We start from the raw sequence: 14,337 nt of genomic DNA, 5'->3' as shown, positions 1-14,337 counted from the left end.
AATAAGGAGACAGAGGCGCAGAAACAAGGCGCCCTGCGCGATTTTGTGAGCTCGATGCGTTAACGTTTTTGCGTTCAGACAAGATTTGGGCAGAAGATCCTGTCCCGCGACAATGAGGGCGGAATGAAACGAGATGAACTTGCAGCCGGCAAGGCGGAATTGCGGGCCGCAAGATCGGCCAGCGCCCGTCTGTTTCTGAGCGTCGGCGTGTTTTCGGCTTTCGTGAATCTGCTGATGCTGACCGGGCCGATCTTCATGCTGCAGGTCTATGACCGCGTGCTCGGCGCGCGCTCGGTCGAGACGCTGACGGCGCTGTTCCTGCTGGTCGTCTTCCTGTTTGCGGCGATGGGGCTGCTGGATCTGGCGCGGGCGCGGCTGATGGCGCGGGTGGGCGCGCGGTTTCAGGCCGATCTCGAATCACGCGTCTTCGAGGCGGCGCTGCGCCGCAACGGCATGGTGCCGAACGATCCGGTGGCGATGGCCGGGTTGCGCGATCTCGATGCGGTCAACAAGCTGCTGGCCTCGCCGGTGTTTCTGGCGCTGTTCGACATTCCCTGGGTGCCGGTCTTTCTCTGCGCGATCTTCCTCTTCCATCCCTATCTCGGTTTCCTGTCGATCGCGGGCGGGGCGCTTCTGATCGGGGTGACGCTGCTCAACCAGTCGATGACGGCGAAACCGCTGCAGACCGCGACCGGGGCGCAGATCGCCTCGGACCGGCTGGCCGACCAGCTGCGCGACGAGGCGGAGCTGGTGCAGGCGCTGGGGATGCGCGGGGCCTCGTTCCTGCGCTGGCGCAAGTCGCGCGAACGCGCGGTCGATGCGATGCTGAGCGCCACCGATCTGGGCGGCAGCTTTTCCACCTTCACCAAGACCTTCCGCGCCTTCCTGCAATCGGCGATCCTCGCCATGGGCGCCTATGTCGTGCTCAAGGGCGAGATGACCGCCGGGGCGATGGTGGCGGGCTCGATCCTGATGGGGCGGGCGCTCGCGCCGGTCGAGCAGGCGGTGGGCGGCTGGGCGCTGGTCGCCCGCGCCCGCGAGGGCTGGGGGCGGCTGTCGCTGCTGCTGACCTCGATCCCGCGCGAGACGCCGCGCACCCCCCTGCCGCGTCCGCGCGCGCTGCTCGAGGCGCAGGCGCTGACGGTGGTGCCGCCGGGCACGCAAAGCGCGACCCTGCGGGCGGTGTCCTTTCGCGTCGAGCCCGGGCAGGCGCTCGGCATCATCGGCCCGTCCGGCGCGGGGAAATCGACGCTGGCACGGGCGATCTGCGGCGTCTGGCGCCCAGCGAACGGCGCGATCCGGCTTGATGGCGCGGCGCTCGATCACTACGACCCCGACGTGCTGGGCGGGCTGATCGGCTATCTGCCGCAGCGGGTGACGCTGTTCGACGGCACGATCGCGGAAAACATCGCCCGGCTGTCGCCGACCCCCGACCCGGAAATGATCGTCGATGCCGCGAAACGGGCGGCGGCGCATCAGCTCATCCTCGATCTGCCCGAGGGCTATGACACCAAGGTCTCGCAGGCGGGCGGGCGGCTTTCGGGCGGGCAGATCCAGCGCGTCGGGCTGGCCCGGGCGCTTTACGGCAACCCGGTGCTGCTGGTGCTCGACGAGCCGAACGCGAACCTCGACAACGAGGGCTCGATGGCGCTCAACACCGCGGTGCGGGGCATGAAGGCGGCGGGCGGCGCGGTGCTGATCATGGCACACCGGCCCGCGGCGATTGCGGAATGCGACACGCTTCTGGTGCTGGAAGCGGGGATGCGGCGGGCCTTCGGTCCGCGGGAAGAGGTGTTGAAAGCGATGGTGCAGAATGCCGCCGATCTGAGCCGCGGCGCCGGACCGGGAGGCGTGGCATGACTCGCAAGCCGACTTCCGGCCCCGAGGCCGAGGCCTCCGAGGCGGCGGCGGCCCTGCGCCGGGCGATCCCGAGCCGCAAGACGCCCGCCCCCGCCGAGGCGAGCGCGCTGCCGCTGACGGGGACCGGCCTTCCCGCCCCGGCGCACCGGATCGAGCCGACCATCGCCCCCCCGCCCGAGACGCGGATCTCGCCCCGTGCGGCACTGCTGATCGGCTATGTGACGCTGGCGGTTCTGGTCGGGGGCTTCGGGCTCTGGTCGGTGGTCTCCTCGATCGCCGGGGCGGTCATCGCCTCGGGACAGATCGAGGTCGATCAGCACCGGCAGGTGGTGCAGCATCCCGATGGCGGCGTTGTCGCCGAGATCCGGGTGCACGAGGGCGATACCGTCACCGCCGGGCAGCTCTTGATCCGGCTCGACGGCGATCTGGTGCGGTCGGAACGATCGATCGTCGAGGGGCAGTTCTTCGAGCTTCTGGCCCGGCGCGGGCGGCTGGAGGCGGAACGGGCCGATGCGCCCGAGATCCGTTTCCATCCCGAACTGCTGGAGGCGGCGCAGACCCGGCCCGATGTGGCCGAGCTGGTCGAGGGGCAGCGGCGGCTGTTCGAGGCGCGGGCGCAGACGCTGCGCAAGGCGCTTGATCAGGTGACGAAACGCGGCGACCAGACCCGGGCGCAGATCGGCGGCATCGAGGCGCAGCGCAGCGCCACCGAGCAACAGGAAGCGCTGATCGCGCGGGAACTGGTCGACCAGCAGCAGCTGCTGGACAAGGGTCTTGCCCAGGCCAGCCGGGTGCTGGCGCTGCAGCGCGAGGCGGCCAATCTGGCAGGTCAGGTCGGCGCGCTGGTGGCGCAAAAGGCCCAGGCCGAGGGCAAGGTGACCGAGCTGGAACTGGAATCCTTGCGGCTGACCTCGCAGCGGCGCGAGGATGCCGAAACCGAGCTGCGCGACATCGGCTATCGCGAGCTGGAGCTGGCCGAACGGCGCCGGTCGCTGACCGAGCAGATCGAGCGGCTCGACATGCGCGCGCCGGTGGGCGGGATCGTCTATGCGATGACGGTGACGACGCCGCGCGCGGTGATCCGCCCGGCCGAGCCCGTGCTTTACATCGTGCCGCAGGACCGGCCGCTGCTGGTGGCGGCGCAGATCTCGCCGATCAACATCGACGAGGTGCGAATCGGTCAGCCGGTGGCGCTGCGCTTCCCGGCCTTTGCCAGCCGCACGACGCCCGAGCTTTTCGGCCAGGTGACGCAGATTTCGGCAGATGCACTGGTCGACGAAGCCTCGCGCATGTCCTATTTCCGCGCCGAGGTGATGCTGAACCCGGGCGAGGCGGAAAAGCTGGGGGCGTTGCAGCTGCTGCCCGGCATGCCCGCCGAAGTCTATATCCGCACCGGCGAACGCAGCCCGCTGGCCTATCTGACCAGGCCTTTCACCGATTACTTCGTCCGCGCCTTCCGCGAGGAGTGATCAGAGCCGGTCCAGCAGCGCGGGCGTCGGCCAGGCATCGGCGGGCAGGCCCAGACGGGCCTGTTCGATCTGCACGGCCTCGCGGGTCTTTTCGCCCAGGATGCCGTCGATCGGCCCGACATCATGGCCGCGCGCCTGCAGCCGCGCCTGCAACGCCTTCATCTGCGCGGGCGACAGCCCCGGGTCCGCCGCGCGCGGATCGATCCGGGGGGCGCCTTCCAGCCGGGTCGCAAAATAGGCGGCGGTGGTGACATAGACAAAGCTCTTGTTCCATTCAAAGAGCACGCGGAAATTCGGATAGGCCATGAAGGCCGGGCCCTTGCGCCCCATCGGCAAAAGCACCGAGCCCTGCGCGCCCGCAAACCGCCCCGACCGCGGCACCACCCCCATCCGCGCCCAATCGGCGGTGGACAGGCTGCGGTCAAGCCCGGTCTGCGCCCAGTCCATCTGATCGGGGACGATGATTTCCTGCAACCACGGCTCGCCCGGACGCCAGCCCATCGAGGCGATCATCTTCGCCCCCGACATCAGCGCATCGGCGCTGGAGCCCTTGAGGTTCACATGCCCGTCGCCATCGCCATCGACGCCGTTGCGCAGGATGTCGGCGGGCAGCATCTGCACCTGCCCGATCTCGCCCGCCCAGGCACCAAGGCTGCGGGCCGGGTCGAAATCGCCGCGCGCGTAAAGCTCGGCCGCGGCCAGAACCTGCGGCCGGAACAGCTCCGGGCGGCGGCAGTCATGCGCCAGCGTCACCAGCGCATCGCGGGTGTTGAAATCGCCCTGCACCTTGCCGAAATCGGTCTCCAGCCCCCAGAAGGCCAAAAGCACCCCACGCGAGACGCCGTATTGGCTTTCGGCCGCATCAAAGATGCCCGCATATTTCTGCGCCATCGCCGCGCCCATCTGCAGCCGGTTCTTCGAGATCACCGAAGCCTGAAAATCCAGAAAGCTTTTCCGGAACACGCCCTGCGCCCGGTCGGCTTTCAGCACCCGCTCCTCCTGCCGCACGCCCGCGAAAAACGAATCAGCCGTCGCGGCGGACAGGCCGTTGCGCTGCATCTCGGCCTTCAGCCCCGCGACGAAGCCGGAAAAATTTCCGCCGCATTCGGCATGGGCGGCAAGGGGCAGGCACAGGCTGAACATCAATGGGGCAAGAGGGGATCGCATCGGCTTCTCCGGAAATGACCTTGCCGCAGGGTAATCGGCACCGGGGCGCGGGGCAACCGGGCGTTGCGTTTACGGCACGTCAGTGCGGCGTCATCAGGTATTCACTTGATTTTTACGCCTTACATCACACACTTGGCACGAGGGTTGCCCAGGGAGGGGCAGCCCGCTGGAGGGTAAGATGGAGTTCTTGTCGAAAGAAATTCTGGCCGGCCTGCGCGAGGCGACCCGGCGCGACAGCAAACGCTCGGCGCGGCTCAGCGTTCATGCCGGGGGCCGTGTCTGGCCGATCCTGAAACGCTGGTCGGGCGGCTTTTCGCTGGATGCGGCGCAGGTCACCAATCTGCGCGGCCATGTCCAGATCTTCGACGGCGAACGCCCCGTTGCCACCGCGCTGATCGTCGCCGCCGAGGTGGATGGCTTCGAGCTGATCTGCTCGACCAAGCGCGAAACCCCGGTGCGCCATGGCCCCGCGCTCGATTTCGAACGCGAGGATCGCACGCCGCTCGGCTTCATGCCCCCGGCGTAAACGTCACAGCCGCGCGGGCAGCGCCAGACCTTTGAGAATTTCCGCGGAGGGCATCGGTTTCTTGCCCTCCCGTTGCGCTTCCAGCACCCGAAGCGCCCCCGCGCCGCAGGCGATGTCGAAGCCCTGCAGCACCGTTCCCGGTTCCCCGGCCCCGGCGACCAGATCGGCGCGCAGCAGTTTCACCCGCTCGCCCGCCACCTCGCACCAGGCCCCCGGAAAGGGCGAGAGCCCGTTCACCAGCCGCACCAGTTCCGCCGCGGGGCGGCTCCAGTCGATCTTCGCCTCGGCCTTGTCGATCTTGGCGGCATAGGTCACGCCCGTTTCGGGCTGTCCCTCGGGGGTCAGGCTGTCGAGCCGGTCAAGCGTCTCGCAGATCATCCGCGCGCCCATCGCGCTCAGCCGGTCATGCAATTCGCCGGTCGTTTCGGTGGCGCCGATCGCCAGCTTTTCGCGCAACAGCACCGGGCCGGTGTCCAGCCCCGCCTCCATCTGCATGATGCAGATCCCGGTTTCCGCATCGCCCGACAGGATCGCCCGGTGAATCGGCGCCGCGCCCCGCCAGCGCGGCAAAAGCGAGGCGTGAATGTTCAGACAGCCGCGTTTCGGCGCATCCAGCACCGCCTGCGGCAGGATCAGCCCGTAGGCGACGACAACCGCGATATCGGCGTTCAGATCGGCAAAGGCCGCGCGCTCCTCGGCCGCCTTGAAATTCAGGGGATGGCGGACCGGCAGGCTCAAGGCCTCGGCCCGGGCCTGCACTGGCGAGGGCCGCAAAGCCTTGCCGCGCCCGGCGGGCCGGGGCGGCTGGCTGTAGACGGCCACGACCTCGTGCCGGGCGGCGAGCGCCTCCAGCACCGGCACCGAAAATTCGGGCGTTCCCATGAAGATGACGCGCATCAGGCTTTCTTCGCGAATTTTGCCGATTTCGCCACCAGCATCTTGCGCTTCAACATGCTGAGGTGATCGACATAGGTCTTGCCGTTCAGATGGTCGATCTGGTGCTGCACCGAGGTCGCCCAGAGATGGACGAAATCGCGCTCTTCGATCTCGCCCGCCGCATTCAGGAACCGCACCGTCACCGCCCGCGGCCGCGAAATCGTCGCCCAGACGCCGGGCAGGTTCGGGCTGGCTTCGTCATGGTCGCGCATCTGACCCGAAGCATGCAACACCTCGGGATTCGCCATCACGATCGCCTGCCCCCGCGCTTCCGAGGCATCGACAACGGCCAGCCGCAGCATCACGCCGATCTGTGGCGCCGCCAGACCGACCCCCTGACCGGGCATCGCCTCCATCGTGTCGACCATGTCGGCCCAGATCGCGCGGATCTCGTCGGTGATGTCGGTCACCGGCTCCGCGGCGGTATGCAGCCGCTTGTCGTCGAAGCGGATGAAGGGACGGACGGCCACCTAGCCCCGCCCCTCGCGGGCCCATTCCCGCTTCAGCTTTTCCAGCTTGCGGGTGACCATCTGCCGCTTCAGCGGGCCCAGATGATCGATGAAGAGCTTGCCGTTCAGGTGATCCAGCTCATGCTGCGCGCAGGTCGCCCAGAGCCCGTCGAACTGTTCCTCGTGCATCTGCCCGTCCAGGCCAAGCCAGCGCATCCGCACCTCTTTCGGGCGGGTCACGTCGGCATATTGCTCGGGCAGCGAGAGGCAGCCTTCCTCGTGGACGTTCTTTTCCTCGGAGACCCAGGTGATTTCCGGATTGATCATCACCATGGCCTCGGGGAAGCCGGTCTTTTCCTTCGCGCAATCCATCACGAAGAGGCGCGCCATGACGCCGATCTGCGGCGCCGCCAAGCCGACGCCGGGGGCGTCATACATGGTTTCCAGCATGTCGTCGGCCAGTTGGCGAATGGTGTCGTCCAGCGCTGCGACGGGGTCGCAAAGCTTCTTGAGCCGGGGATCGGGATGGATCAGGATGGGGCGCGTTGTCATGCGCATTTTTTATTGGATGCGGGCCGGTCGTGCAATGGCGACCTTTGCGCGCAGCCGCGTTCTGCAAAATGGCAAAATTTCGGGACAAAGTTCCAATTATTTCATCTTCACTGGAACATTGGACCGGAATATCACTTTCATCAAGAACGACACAGCAAGACGACACGACCAGGAGCCTGCCATGACCGCCCTTCCCGACTTCGACGAAGTCATCGACCGCATCGGCACCCATTCGGTGAAATGGGACTGCATGGAGAGCCTTTATGGCGTTTCCCCGCAGGAGGGAATCGCGATGTGGGTGGCGGACATGGATTTCCGCCCGCCGCAGGCGGTGCAGGATGCGTTGCAAGGGCTGCTGCAACAGGGCGTCTACGGCTATTGGGGCGACGAAAGCGCCTATCAGGCCGCGATTGCGTGGTGGATGGCGAACCGGCACGGCTGGACCGTGCAGCCCGACTGGATCTTCACCACGCATGGGCTGGTAAACGGCACGGCGCTGTGCCTGCATGCCTTCACCGAACCGGGCGATGGCATCATGCTGATGACGCCGGTCTATCACGCCTTTGCCCGGGTCATCCGCGCTTCGGGGCGCAAGGTGGTCGAATGCCCGCTGGTGCAGGTCGAGGGCCGCTATGAAATGGATTTCGACGCCTGGGAGGCGCAGATGGACGGGTCGGCGAAGATGCTGATCCTGTGCTCGCCGCACAATCCGGGCGGGCGGGTCTGGACCGAGGCCGAGCTGAAGGCCACCGCCGAATTCGCCAAGCGCCACAACCTGATCCTCGTCTCGGACGAGATCCACCATGATCTGGTGATGCCCGGGCACAAGCATGTTCCGATGGCCGTCGCCGCGCCCGATCAGCCGGTGGTGATGATGACGGCGACGACCAAGACCTTCAACATCGCGGGCGGCCATTCGGGCAATGTGATCATCGCCGATCCGGCGCTGCGGGGGCAGTTTGCCGCAACCATGGCGGCGCTGGGGATTTCGGCGAACAGCTTCGGCATCGCCATGGCCACCGCCGCCTATTCCCCCGAGGGCGCGGCCTGGGTCGATGCGCTGAATACCTATCTTGAGGGCAACCGGCAGGCCTTCGACGCGATCGTGAACACGATCCCGGGCGTCAGATCGATGCCGCTTGAGGCCACCTATCTGGCCTGGGTCGATTTCTCGGGGACCGGCATGGGCACGGCCGAATTCATCGCGCGGGTGGAAAAGGCCGCGAAGATCGCCGCGAACCATGGCGCCACCTTTGGCCTCGGCGGTGACGGTTTCCTGCGCTTCAACCTCGCCACGCCGCGGGCGCGGGTGATCGAGGCGGCGACCCGGCTGAAACAGGCCTTCGCCGATCTGCAATAACCGCGACAGCTTGCCTGACGGGGGGGGGCCTTTCCAACCCTCCCGCCTGCCCCCATATTCGGCAGGCGTGAACGGGAGGCCCCCATGCCCATCATCACCTTCCTGATCATCGGCACCGCCGCAGGCTACCTTGCGACGCGGCTGATGAAAGTGAACACCGACATTCCCACCACCATCGCCCTTGGCATCTTCGGCGCGCTGATCGGCGGCCTTGTGCTGCGGTTCCTGATCTCGGTCATGGGGCTGATGGCCGGGCTCGTCGGCGCCGTCCTCGGTGCCATGGCGCTGATCTGGGCCTGGCAGCGCTGGGGCCGCCGCTAGATGTGGGGTCCCTTCCTCGGCTTTGCGGGCACCGCGTCCCTGCGGCTGATCTGGGCGCTTGCGGCGATCGGCATCTGGCTGATGAGCCGCCCGGGCGGCTGGGCCGTCGTCGTCGTCGCGATCCTGGTCGGGCTGAAACTGGTTCCCGAGCCGTAACCCCTTCCGCCGCCCGCGACCTGCCCCCATATTGAGGGCAGTTTCACACGGGAGGTTCCCTTGGACCCGATCACTCCATCCGATTTCATCGGCGGCAATGCGATCATGCTGGCCGTCGCCCTGTTCCTGATCCTTTGCGTTTTCCTTGGCGTGCGGATCGTGCCGCAATCCGAAAAACACGTGGTCGAGCGGTTCGGCCGCCTGCGCGCCGTGCTGGGGCCCGGCATCAACTTCATCGTGCCCTTCCTTGACCGCGTCGCACACAAGATCTCGGTGCTGGAGCGGCAACTGCCCACCACGCGGCAAGATGCGATCACCGCCGACAACGTGCTGGTGCAGGTCGATACCTCGGTCTTTTACCGGGTGATCGAGCCGGAAAAGACCGTCTACCGGATCCGCGATATCGACGCCGCCATCGCCACCACCGTCGCCGGGATCGTGCGCTCGCAGATCGGGCAGATGGAGCTGGACACCGTGCAGTCGAACCGGTCGCAGCTGATCACCCATATCCGCGACAACGTTTCGAACGTCGTCGACGACTGGGGGATTGAAGTCACCCGGACCGAGATTCTGGATGTGAATCTGGACGAGGCCACCCGCGCCGCGATGTTGCAGCAGCTGAACGCCGAACGGGCGCGGCGGGCGCAGGTGATGGAGGCCGAGGGCCGCAAGCGGGCGGTGGAACTGGCGGCGGATGCCGATCTTTACGCCGCTGAACAGGCCGCCAAGGCGATCCGCGTCACCGCCGAGGCCGAGGCTTTCGCGACCTCGGTGATCGCCGAGGCGATCGCGAAGAACGGCATCGAGGCGGCGCAATATCAGGTGGCGCTGAAACAGGTCGACGCCGTGGCCAAGGTTGCGGCGGGCGCCGGCAAGCAGACGGTGCTGCTGCCCACCTCGGCGCTTGAAGCCTTTGGCGAGGCCTTCAAGATGTGGAAGAAGTGATCATGTGGTGGCAAGAACCCTGGGTCTGGGTGGTGGCGGCGGCGGTGATGGGCGGGGCCGAGATGCTGCTGCCCGGCTTTTTCCTGCTCGGCTTTGCCGCCGGGGCGCTTCTGGTGGCCGGGCTGCTTTGGCTCGGCTGGCTCGGCGGCAGCTTGCCCGCGCTGATTCTGGTGATGACGGTGGCGGCGATCGCGGTCTGGCTGATCGCGCGCAAACTGGCCGGGGTCCGGGCGGGGCAGACCCGGATCTGGGATCACGACATCAACGAGAACTGAAAAATCGTCACATTCAGGAACTGGAATTGATCTAGGTTCTGGACGACTCGACGGCTGCGGCGTAGAGACGCAGGTGGCAAATCAGGAGAGAAGACATGTACGATGATTTCCCGCAAGAAGCGAAAAGCTTCAAGTACTTCCTTGTTAGCGTAACCGTTTGTCTGGTCGGTCTTGTGGCCTGGCTCTCCTTTGCCCAGCCGATGGGTCTTGGACACGGGGCCGGGGCGGCGGAAGCCTCCACCCATCAGTGACGCCCGTCACATCATGCACGAAAACGGCGGCCCGGTCGGAGCCGCCGTTTTCGTTTTCACAACCGGGGTTTCAGGCCGTGGCCATCTCGCGCAGGATCGCCTGCGCCGCGGCCTGCGGGTCCTCGGCCTGCCAGATCGGACGGCCGACGACCAGATGATCGGCCCCGGCGGCCAGCGCCGAAGCGGGCGTCTCCACCCGTTTCTGATCGCCCAGGGCCGCCCCCGCGGGGCGCACGCCCGGGGTGACGATCAGCTTGCCCGCCGCCTCGGGCAGGGCCCGGATCCGTGCCGCTTCCCGGGGCGAGGCGATCACGCCATCCGCCCCGGCCAGAAAGGCCCGCGCGGCGCGTTCGGCCACCAGATCGGCGAGGGCGCCGTCGCGGATCAGCGCGGCATCCAGATCGGCCCGGTCGAGCGAGGTCAGGAAGGTCACGGCAAGGATTTTCAGATCCTTGCCCGCCGCACCCTGTTTCGCCGCCGTCACCACATGGGGGTCGCCATGCACGGTCAGGAAATCCAGATCGAAGCGCGACAGAGCGCGCACCGCCGCCTCGACCGTGGCGCCGATGTCGAAAAGCTTCATGTCGAGGAAGATCTTCTTGCCCTGCTCGCCCTTCAGCTCGTTGGCAAGGGCCAGCCCGCCGCCGGTCAGCATGCCAAGGCCGATCTTGTAGAAACTGACGCTGTCGCCAAGTTTTTTCGCCAGCTCCAGCCCGGCAAGGGCATTCGGCACGTCCATCGCGACGATCAGGCGATCATCGGCGGCAAGAAGATCGGTCATGGCAGCCCTCCAGCGGTGCAAACCCGGAGGTTTTGCCCCTGATGCCGCAGGCGGTCAAGCGAATTGGGTCAATAGATCCCGCCGCGCCGCCGGGCTTCATGGGTCAGCGCGCGCACCAGACGGCGATGCCCCATGTCGGGGGCCGCAGGAACCCGCACCGGCACCCGCATCGGCGCAGGCAGGCCGGGAGAGAAGAATTCCACCACCGCTTCGAACTGACGAAGCGCGGCGTTGTAGATCAGGTGCGCAATGCGAACGGCGACATGGTGCATCGGATGACCTCGCGTTTGGAACCCTCAGGATGAACGTGAAGTCTTGGCGAATGGTTTCCAAGACCGCTTCCGCGAAAATTTTTTCACCGCCCCGCCCGCTTCGGGCCCGCCCTCCCCCTTGAACGGGGAATTCCGCCCAACCACCTTTGCAGCAAGACCCGGGACCGGCGTGCCATGGTGGGCGCCAAGACCTCGGGGGCTTGACCAAGGAGAGACCGGATGAACATGGAAAAGTTCACGGAACGGTCGCGCGGCTTCCTGCAGGCGGCGCAGACGATCGCGATGCGCGAGGGGCACCAGCGCGTGGTGCCCGAACATCTTTTGAAGGCGCTGATGGATGACGATCAGGGGCTGTCGGCCAATCTGATCAAACGCGCCGGGGGCGAGCCCGCCCGGGTGCAGGAAAGCGTCGATCTGTTCGTCTCGAAACTGCCGAAAGTCTCGGGCGGCGACGGGCAGGTCTATGTCGAACAGGCGCTGGTGCGCGTGCTCGACGAGGCCGAGAAACTGGCGAAGAAAGCCGGGGACAGCTTCGTTCCGGTGGAACGGATGCTGATGGCTTTGGCGATGGTGAACACCAAGGCCAAGGATGCGCTCGATGCCGGGGCGGTGACGGCGCAAAAGCTGAACTCTGCCATCAACGACATCCGCAAGGGCCGCACCGCCGACAGCGCCAATGCCGAGCAAGGCTATGACGCGCTGAAGAAATATGCCCGCGACCTGACGGCGGCGGCGGAAGAAGGCAAGATCGACCCGATCATCGGCCGGGATGATGAAATCCGCCGCACCATGCAGGTGCTATCGCGTCGCACCAAGAACAACCCGGTGCTGATCGGCGAACCCGGCGTGGGGAAAACCGCCATCGCCGAGGGGCTGGCGCTGCGCATCATCAACGGCGACGTGCCCGAATCTTTGCGCAACAAGAAGCTCCTTGCGCTCGACATGGGCGCGCTGATCGCCGGGGCGAAATACCGCGGCGAATTCGAGGAACGGCTGAAGGCGATCCTGAAGGAGATCGAGGCGGCGGCGGGGGAAATCATCCTTTTCATCGACGAGATGCACACGCTGGTCGGCGCGGGCAAATCCGAAGGCGCGATGGATGCGGCGAACCTGATCAAACCGGCGCTGGCGCGGGGCGAATTGCATTGCATCGGCGCCACGACGCTGGATGAATACCGCAAATATGTGGAGAAAGACGCGGCCCTGGCGCGGCGGTTCCAGCCGGTGATGGTGAATGAACCGACGGTCGAGGACACGATCTCGATCCTGCGCGGCATCAAGGAGAAATACGAGCTTCACCACGGCGTGCGGATCTCCGATTCGGCACTGGTGGCGGCGGCGACGCTGTCGCATCGCTACATCACCGACCGTTTCCTGCCCGACAAGGCGATCGACCTTGTCGACGAGGCCGCAAGCCGTCTGCGCATGGAAGTCGACAGCAAGCCCGAGGAACTGGATGCGCTCGACCGGCAGATCCTGCAGATGCAGATCGAGGCCGAGGCGCTGAAACGCGAGGATGACACCGCCTCGAAGGATCGTCTCGAGAAACTCGAGAAGGATCTGGCCGACGTGCAGCAGCGCTCCGCCGAGATGACGGCGAAATGGCAGGCCGAGCGCGACATGCTCGAGGCGTCGCGCAACGTCAAGGAGCAGCTCGATCAGGCCCGGGCGGCGCTGGAACAGGCCAAGCGCGAGGGCAATTTCGCCAAGGCGGGCGAATTGCAATACGGGCGCATCCCGGAGCTGGAAAAGGTGCTGGCCGAGGCCGAGACGGTGGCCGAAGGCAAGATGGTCGAAGAGGCCGTCCGCCCCGAGCAGATCGCCGAGGTGGTGGAACGCTGGACCGGCATCCCGACCTCGAAGATGCTCGAAGGCGAGCGCGAGAAGCTCTTGAAGATGGAGGAGGAACTCCACAAGCGGGTGATCGGGCAGGATGCCGCGATCACCGCGGTGGCCAATGCCGTGCGCCGCGCCCGCGCCGGGCTGAACGACGAGGGGCGGCCCTTGGGCTCGTTCCTGTTCCTCGGCCCGACCGGGGTGGGGAAAACCGAACTGACGAAGGCGGTCGCGAATTACCTGTTTGATGACGACGCCGCGATGGTGCGGATCGACATGTCGGAATTCATGGAGAAACATTCCGTGTCCCGGCTGATCGGCGCCCCCCCCGGCTATGTCGGCTATGATGAAGGCGGCGTGCTGACCGAAGCCGTGCGGCGCAGGCCCTATCAGGTCGTGCTCTTCGACGAGGTGGAAAAGGCGCATCCCGATGTCTTCAACGTGCTTCTGCAAGTGCTCGACGACGGCATGCTGACCGATGGTCAGGGCCGCACCGTCGATTTCAAGCAGACGTTGATCGTGCTGACCTCGAACCTTGGCAGCCAGGCGCTCAGCCGCCTGCCCGAAGGCACGGATGTCGCCGAGGCCAAGGCCGAGGTGATGGAGGCGGTGCGGATGCATTTCCGCCCCGAATTCCTGAACCGTCTGGACGAGATGGTGATCTTCGACCGGCTGACGCGCGAGAACATGGACGGCATCGTGACGGTCCAGCTCAAGCGTCTGGAGACGCGGCTGGCGCAACGCAAGATCACGCTGCAGTTGGACGAGGCGGCGCTGAAATGGCTCGCCGACGAGGGCTACGACCCGGTCTTTGGCGCCCGTCCGCTGAAACGGGTGATCCAGCGGGCGCTGCAGGATCCGCTGGCCGAACTGATCCTGGCCGGAACGGTGAAGGACGGCGAAACGCTTCCGGTGACCGCCGGTCCCGACGGGCTGGTGGTCGGCGGCAAGGTCTCGGCCAGCCAGCGCATCCAGACCGAACCGCGCGTGCTGAACTGATCCGGAAAGGGGGGGCGCTGCCCCCTCTTTTGCCTGCGGCAAAATTCACCCCCGGGATATTTGCACCAAGGTGAAACACGGACCCTTTGCCCATTCGCCTTGGCGTAAATATCCCGGGGGGGGGACCGCTTGCGGGCGGGGGGCAGAGCCCCCCTCCCCCGCCGGGACACTTGGCGCTAGAC

At 66.4% G+C, this 14,337-nt stretch carries 16 protein-coding genes; 10 read left to right on the top strand and 6 right to left on the bottom strand.

The window, feature by feature from the left end:
- Positions 1-123: 123 nt before the first annotated feature.
- Together LY44_RS09640 and LY44_RS09635 are read left to right on the top strand one after the other, a co-directional pair.
- Complete coding sequence (locus LY44_RS09640) at positions 124-1,860, top strand: type I secretion system permease/ATPase (RefSeq protein WP_055210054.1); 1,737 nt, start codon at positions 124-126, stop codon at positions 1,858-1,860.
- Entirely contained in the window at positions 1,857-3,329 is a 1,473-nt protein-coding gene (locus tag LY44_RS09635) for an HlyD family type I secretion periplasmic adaptor subunit (protein WP_111396003.1), read from the top strand. Before LY44_RS09640 ends, LY44_RS09635 begins: the two co-directional genes overlap by 4 nt.
- Here LY44_RS09635 and LY44_RS09630 read toward each other — a convergent pair whose 3' ends face one another.
- Positions 3,330-4,496, bottom strand: coding sequence for a lytic murein transglycosylase (locus LY44_RS09630; protein WP_055210056.1), 1,167 nt, complete (start codon positions 4,494-4,496; stop codon positions 3,330-3,332).
- A 178-nt stretch (positions 4,497-4,674) separates the two neighbouring features.
- Here LY44_RS09630 and LY44_RS09625 point away from each other — a divergent pair, with 178 nt between their 5' ends.
- Positions 4,675-5,022: a hypothetical protein gene (locus tag LY44_RS09625; RefSeq protein WP_055210058.1), complete on the top strand. Its 348-nt coding sequence runs from the start codon at positions 4,675-4,677 to the stop codon at positions 5,020-5,022.
- A 3-nt stretch (positions 5,023-5,025) separates the two neighbouring features.
- Here LY44_RS09625 and fmt read toward each other — a convergent pair whose 3' ends face one another.
- From fmt to def (LY44_RS09610), 3 genes are read right to left on the bottom strand one after another with little or no spacing between them, the layout of a single operon-like run.
- Positions 5,026-5,919, bottom strand: coding sequence for a methionyl-tRNA formyltransferase (fmt, locus tag LY44_RS09620; RefSeq protein ID WP_055210060.1), 894 nt, complete (start codon positions 5,917-5,919; stop codon positions 5,026-5,028).
- Complete coding sequence (gene def / locus LY44_RS09615; protein ID WP_055210062.1) at positions 5,919-6,428, bottom strand: peptide deformylase; 510 nt, start codon at positions 6,426-6,428, stop codon at positions 5,919-5,921. The genes fmt and def (LY44_RS09615) overlap by 1 nt, the downstream gene beginning before the upstream one ends.
- Positions 6,429-6,959: a peptide deformylase gene (def, locus tag LY44_RS09610; RefSeq protein ID WP_055210534.1), complete on the bottom strand. Its 531-nt coding sequence runs from the start codon at positions 6,957-6,959 to the stop codon at positions 6,429-6,431. It abuts the gene before it with no gap.
- A gap of 181 nt (positions 6,960-7,140) precedes the next feature.
- Between def (LY44_RS09610) and LY44_RS09605 the strand changes: the two genes are divergently transcribed.
- The 6 genes from LY44_RS09605 (at position 7,141) to LY44_RS17930 (ending at position 10,267) form a co-directional block, all read left to right on the top strand.
- The gene (locus LY44_RS09605) at positions 7,141-8,319 is read left to right on the top strand and encodes a MalY/PatB family protein (RefSeq protein WP_055210536.1); all 1,179 of its coding nucleotides are present in this window, start codon (positions 7,141-7,143) and stop codon (positions 8,317-8,319) included.
- Positions 8,320-8,403: 84 nt separating this feature from the next.
- A complete protein-coding gene (locus tag LY44_RS09600; RefSeq protein ID WP_055210064.1) occupies positions 8,404-8,640 on the top strand; it encodes a GlsB/YeaQ/YmgE family stress response membrane protein in 237 nt (78 codons plus the stop codon).
- Positions 8,641-8,796 (top strand): hypothetical protein, encoded by a 156-nt coding sequence (locus tag LY44_RS17935; RefSeq protein WP_013069096.1) that lies wholly within the window; start codon positions 8,641-8,643, stop codon positions 8,794-8,796.
- Between the two features lie 69 nt (positions 8,797-8,865).
- Positions 8,866-9,741, top strand: a complete 876-nt coding sequence (locus LY44_RS09595) for an SPFH domain-containing protein (RefSeq protein ID WP_055210538.1) — start codon at positions 8,866-8,868, stop codon at positions 9,739-9,741.
- A gap of 2 nt (positions 9,742-9,743) precedes the next feature.
- Positions 9,744-10,016, top strand: a complete 273-nt coding sequence (locus LY44_RS09590) for an NfeD family protein (RefSeq protein WP_055210065.1) — start codon at positions 9,744-9,746, stop codon at positions 10,014-10,016.
- A 95-nt stretch (positions 10,017-10,111) separates the two neighbouring features.
- The gene (locus tag LY44_RS17930) at positions 10,112-10,267 is read left to right on the top strand and encodes a hypothetical protein (protein WP_160320033.1); all 156 of its coding nucleotides are present in this window, start codon (positions 10,112-10,114) and stop codon (positions 10,265-10,267) included.
- Between the two features lie 70 nt (positions 10,268-10,337).
- Here the strand turns inward: LY44_RS17930 and pyrF are convergent, their stop codons facing one another.
- Positions 10,338-11,048, bottom strand: coding sequence for an orotidine-5'-phosphate decarboxylase (gene pyrF / locus LY44_RS09585; protein ID WP_055210067.1), 711 nt, complete (start codon positions 11,046-11,048; stop codon positions 10,338-10,340).
- Positions 11,049-11,116: 68 nt separating this feature from the next.
- The gene (locus LY44_RS09580; RefSeq protein ID WP_055210069.1) at positions 11,117-11,320 is read right to left on the bottom strand and encodes a hypothetical protein; all 204 of its coding nucleotides are present in this window, start codon (positions 11,318-11,320) and stop codon (positions 11,117-11,119) included.
- A gap of 219 nt (positions 11,321-11,539) precedes the next feature.
- On the opposite strand from LY44_RS09580, the gene clpB reads away from it, so the two are divergent.
- Positions 11,540-14,155 carry an ATP-dependent chaperone ClpB gene (gene clpB, locus LY44_RS09575; RefSeq protein ID WP_055210071.1) on the top strand — a complete coding sequence of 872 codons (2,616 nt, stop codon included), beginning with the start codon at positions 11,540-11,542 and terminating at the stop codon, positions 14,153-14,155.
- Positions 14,156-14,337 lie beyond the last annotated feature (182 nt).

Source organism: Rhodobacter capsulatus (genome assembly GCF_003254295.1).
GTDB lineage: Bacteria > Pseudomonadota > Alphaproteobacteria > Rhodobacterales > Rhodobacteraceae > Rhodobacter > Rhodobacter capsulatus.
Note: the sequence above shows the minus strand (reverse complement) of the source record. Positions and strands in the feature narration are given on the sequence as shown.

Excerpts from the sequence above, each read along its gene's own strand:
- def (WP_055210534.1), bottom strand. The coding sequence starts at position 6,959 with ATGACAACGCGCCCCATCCTGATCCATCCCGATCCCCGGCTCAAGAAG.
- LY44_RS09590 (WP_055210065.1), top strand. The coding sequence starts at position 9,744 with ATGTGGTGGCAAGAACCCTGGGTCTGGGTGGTGGCGGCGGCGGTGATG.
- LY44_RS17935 (WP_013069096.1), top strand. The coding sequence starts at position 8,641 with ATGTGGGGTCCCTTCCTCGGCTTTGCGGGCACCGCGTCCCTGCGGCTG.
- fmt (WP_055210060.1), bottom strand. The coding sequence starts at position 5,919 with ATGCGCGTCATCTTCATGGGAACGCCCGAATTTTCGGTGCCGGTGCTG.
- pyrF (WP_055210067.1), bottom strand. The coding sequence starts at position 11,048 with ATGACCGATCTTCTTGCCGCCGATGATCGCCTGATCGTCGCGATGGAC.
- clpB (WP_055210071.1), top strand. The coding sequence starts at position 11,540 with ATGAACATGGAAAAGTTCACGGAACGGTCGCGCGGCTTCCTGCAGGCG.
- LY44_RS09640 (WP_055210054.1), top strand. The coding sequence starts at position 124 with ATGAAACGAGATGAACTTGCAGCCGGCAAGGCGGAATTGCGGGCCGCA.
- LY44_RS09630 (WP_055210056.1), bottom strand. The coding sequence starts at position 4,496 with ATGCGATCCCCTCTTGCCCCATTGATGTTCAGCCTGTGCCTGCCCCTT.
- LY44_RS09635 (WP_111396003.1), top strand. The coding sequence starts at position 1,857 with ATGACTCGCAAGCCGACTTCCGGCCCCGAGGCCGAGGCCTCCGAGGCG.
- LY44_RS09600 (WP_055210064.1), top strand. The coding sequence starts at position 8,404 with ATGCCCATCATCACCTTCCTGATCATCGGCACCGCCGCAGGCTACCTT.
- LY44_RS09625 (WP_055210058.1), top strand. The coding sequence starts at position 4,675 with ATGGAGTTCTTGTCGAAAGAAATTCTGGCCGGCCTGCGCGAGGCGACC.
- LY44_RS17930 (WP_160320033.1), top strand. The coding sequence starts at position 10,112 with ATGTACGATGATTTCCCGCAAGAAGCGAAAAGCTTCAAGTACTTCCTT.
- LY44_RS09580 (WP_055210069.1), bottom strand. The coding sequence starts at position 11,320 with ATGCACCATGTCGCCGTTCGCATTGCGCACCTGATCTACAACGCCGCG.
- LY44_RS09605 (WP_055210536.1), top strand. The coding sequence starts at position 7,141 with ATGACCGCCCTTCCCGACTTCGACGAAGTCATCGACCGCATCGGCACC.